We start from the raw sequence: 3,653 nt of genomic DNA on the forward strand, positions 1-3,653 counted from the left end.
CTACGGCGATCCCACCGCGACGCAGCACATGCCGTTCACGCCGCGCACCTTGCGCGAGGTCGCGGACCTGGTGGACGCGGCCATGGCAGCGGTCTGCGCGGAGCCGCGGCTGCTGTACGTGATGGCCGTGGTCGACGCCGGGCGCCGCGACGTGATCGGGGTGGCCCGCCTGAGCATCGAGGCCGAGCACCCGCACAGCGCGGAGATCGGCTTCGGGCTCCACCCCGACGTGTGGGGTCGCGGTGTCGGCACGGACCTCGTGCGGCTGCTGCTGTCGTTCGGATTCAAGGAACTCGGGCTGCATCGGATCTGGGGCGCCCGCTCGCCGGCCAACCTGCCCGCGCAGCTGGCGATGCTGACGGCGGGGATGGTGGAGGAGGGCCGGATCCGGCACCACATGCACACGCCGCAGGGGTGGCGCGATTCGATCGTGCACTCGGCCCTCGAGGACGAGTGGACCGAACGCTGAGCGGCCGGTGTGGCGGGAGCGGGGATTGTCGGTGGGCCACCCTACGATGAGGCTCCTCATGGAGGGATGAGCCTATGGTCGACTCGCTGATCGTGCCCCTGTTCGTCACGACGGACCTGCCGCCTGAGGCGGACCTGGCCGAGTTCGGGGCGCTGCTCGCCGGGACGGCACGCGTGCTGGGCCACGAGGGCGCCGGTTACGAGGCGTTCCTGACGGGCAAGGTGTTCTGGCTTGACCGGCCCGTGCTGCCCGAGCAGCGCCCGGCCGCCGAGACGGAGCTGCGTTTCGCGGGCATGCTGGGTTACCTCGCCGCTTCCGGCTCCGGCCACACGGTCAGGGACGTGGTCGGGGACGTGCGGCAGGCGATCGGCGAGGCCGTGGCGGGCCGCTACGGCGACGTGGGCGTGGCTCCGGCCGTGTTCGCGATCCGCGACCAGGACGTCCGCGAGCGCAGCCCCGAAGCAGCCCTCTACGTCGACACGCCCGACGGCACGGCCGAACTGGTGAGTGCGGCCAAGTCGTACCTCTAGTCAGAAGGTCTCGCCGCGTGCCATGGTGAACGAAGATCCTTCCGGCGGAAACGGCGCACGGCGCGACACCCGCTGGTGGCGGTCTGAACGATGAGGAGGTTCCCATGGCGGTGCTCGGCGCGATCTGCTTCGGGCTGGTGATCGGGTGGATCACATACCGGACGCTGCGCCGCAGGGAGGGCGCCGTGGGCCTGAGCGACCTCGCCACGGTGCTGGCCGCGGTGGGCGGCGGGGCGGTGACGGCGTTGTTCGACGTGCCTGAGGTGTTCGGGGCGTACGCGGTGGGGCTCGCGGTCGGCTTCTTCGGCTATCTGGTCGTGGCCACGCTGATGCCGGACTCGAAGTGGATGGACCACTAGGCCCTTCTAGTCCGGCACGCCGGCCAGCACGTACGCGGCCCACAGGTCCGGCTCGGCGGATCCGTACAGTTCGCGCAGGTCCAGCACGGCCTCGCGCAACGCCTGCGCCGGCCCCGTGCCGGTGCGGAGCCTGCTGTGGACGTCGCGCATCAGCGCCCGGGTGATCTCCATGGAGACCGGCCAGAGGGAGAAGAGGACGGACCTGGCTCCGGCGTGCAGGAAAGCGTGGGCGAGCGCCACCACGCCGTCCGCGGCCGGAGGTCTGGGGTCGCGTTCGGACCCGGTGAGCACCACGAGTCCGGCATGCGTCCTTGTGCTCATCAGCCGCCTGGCGGTGAGCACGCCGTCGGCCAGCCGGACGCCTGAGGCGAACGGGTCGTGCCCGTCGAACACGCCGTGCGCGGAAACATGCACGATGTCCCAGCTTCCGGGGAGGAGCGCCGAGGTGGCGGCGGCGCCGGTGCACGGGTCCTCGCCCAGGAGCGCGGCGATCTCCTCGGCCTCCCGTGTCTCCGCGTCCGTGCCGAAGCCCAGCACCAGCGACCGGCCGGCGCGAAGCGGGACACGCCGGGTGAGGCGGACCAGGGCGGCGGCGGACGGGGCATAGGTCACGGGACATCGTTCGAGCAGCGGGGGCCCGCCGGCCGGAGCGAGCGCGTGCAGCGGGACGCGGTGCAACTCGCGGTGCGGGAGGAGGTGGAGCCGTCCCAGGTCCTCGGCGCCGAGCGCGTGGAGTGCGTCGGTCAGCAGCAGGTCGGCCACGCGGTGCCACACATCCCGGCGGTGGCGGCGGGACGCGAGGTCGAGCAGGCCCGGCCGGTCTCCGTCGATGATCCTGGTGAAGTCGGTCAACAGGGCGCGGCCGACGGTCGTGGGGAAGACCCGCGGCTCGGGCCAGCCGGTGCGGTGGGCGAGCACGGTCACCGTGTCGTCGTCTTCACCGATGTGGAAGCCCAGCAGCCCGGTGCCGCCCGCTGTGGCGCTGCCGCCATCCTCCGTGGGCCGGACGAGGGCGTCCAGCTCGGGTTCGCTCGGCGGGCTTTCGCGGCGCAGGGCCACGTAGTCGGCGGCCTGGAGCTCCATGCGGCGCCACAGTGCCTCCACGCCGGTCTGCGCGGCGTGGGCGCGGCGGGTGAGGGCCGCGGCTTGGGCAGGGTCGCGGGTCCTGGTGGCCGCCGAGATGAGCGCGCGCACGTCGTCCAGCGCGCGTTGTTCGCCCTCCAGCATGTCGGCGGGTACGCCGTCCGGCGCGGGCCAGCGGCCGTGGCCGAGCTGGGCGATCAGGGTGCGCGTTTTGGCGTGTTCGGCGTGCGTCCAGGCCGTCCTCCCTCGCCCGAGGCGTACGGCCAGCCTGATCGCCCGGTCGAGGGCCGGTGTGTGGCCGAGAGCGCAGGCGCGTTCGGCGTCGGCGAGTGCGTCCGGCAGGTCGCCGAGCCCTTCCGCGGCGGCGGCCCGGTGGAGGCAGGCGGTCGCCAGCGCCGGGCCGTGGCCCAGATCCTCCAGCAGCTCGATCGCCCGGGACAGCCGGCGGTGGGCGCGGTCGTGTTCGGCGGTGGCGACGTCGAGCGCCCCGAGGCCGGCCAGCGCGATCGCTTCTCCCGCCCCGAAGCCGATCCCGCCGGCCAAGCCCAGCGCCTCCTCCAGGTACGCCGCCGCATCGGCAGGCCGGCGTTCCTGATGCACCTCCGGACGCCCGGTCGCCTCCGGTTCCCGCAGGCGGGCGAGCATGATCAGGTCGAGCGTCGCGCCGCGGTCGTCGCCGTTCGCCCGGTGAAGGTCCAGGGCTCGTTCGAGGAGGGGTCTGGCCTCGCCCTGCTCACCGCGGAGGACGTGCACCAGGCCGAGGTCGGCGTAGTCGTTGCCGAGGCCGGCCCGGCCGCCCAGCTCCTCGGCGATCGAGATGGCTTCCCGGTAGGCCGTGGCCGCCTCGTCCGGCTCGCCCAGCTTGAGGTGGAGCCCGGCACGGCCGGACAGCAGCGGGGCGCGCAGCGCGCGCCACAGAGGAGCCGCGGCCAGGGCCAAGCCCTCGTCGTAGGCGCGGGCGGCGTCCGTCCAGCGGGCCTGGTCGGACAGGGCCAGAGCGAGGGAGTTGAGCGCGTGGACGAGCAGGGCGGGGAGCGCTGAGCCCCGGTCGCGGGCCAGCTCGACCGCCCTGGGGAGGTGTCCGATCGCCTCGTCAGAGCGGCCCAGCGCCCGGGCGGCGGCGCCGAGGTGACGCAGGTGCTCGACGATCCGGTCGTCGCGCAGCTCGCAGCAACGGGCGGCATGGCCGTAGGCGACGGTGGCGTCGCCCAG

The 3,653-nt window shown here is 73.7% G+C and carries 4 protein-coding genes; 3 read left to right on the plus strand and 1 reads right to left on the minus strand.

Annotated features, from left to right (window positions below):
• From ACTWPT_RS59655 to ACTWPT_RS59665, 3 genes are all read left to right on the plus strand, one after another.
• Nucleotides 1–469, plus strand: a 469-nt coding sequence (locus ACTWPT_RS59655) for a GNAT family N-acetyltransferase (protein WP_443186417.1), incomplete at its 5' end; no start/stop codon positions are given.
• A gap of 74 nt (nt 470–543) precedes the next feature.
• A complete protein-coding gene (locus tag ACTWPT_RS59660; protein ID WP_443186418.1) occupies nt 544–999 on the plus strand; it encodes a hypothetical protein in 456 nt (151 codons plus the stop codon).
• A 104-nt stretch (nt 1,000–1,103) separates the two neighbouring features.
• Nucleotides 1,104–1,358: a hypothetical protein gene (locus ACTWPT_RS59665; RefSeq protein ID WP_443186419.1), complete on the plus strand. Its 255-nt coding sequence runs from the start codon at nt 1,104–1,106 to the stop codon at nt 1,356–1,358.
• Nucleotides 1,359–1,364: 6 nt separating this feature from the next.
• Here ACTWPT_RS59665 and ACTWPT_RS59670 read toward each other — a convergent pair.
• On the minus strand, nt 1,365–3,653 hold a 2,289-nt coding region (locus ACTWPT_RS59670), incomplete at its 5' end, for a CHAT domain-containing protein (RefSeq protein ID WP_443186420.1).

The sequence above is a fragment of the Nonomuraea sp. 3N208 genome (assembly GCF_052245935.1).
Classification (GTDB): domain Bacteria; phylum Actinomycetota; class Actinomycetes; order Streptosporangiales; family Streptosporangiaceae; genus Nonomuraea.

Excerpts from the sequence above, each read along its gene's own strand:
- ACTWPT_RS59660 (WP_443186418.1), top strand. The coding sequence starts at position 544 with ATGGTCGACTCGCTGATCGTGCCCCTGTTCGTCACGACGGACCTGCCG.
- ACTWPT_RS59665 (WP_443186419.1), top strand. The coding sequence starts at position 1,104 with ATGGCGGTGCTCGGCGCGATCTGCTTCGGGCTGGTGATCGGGTGGATC.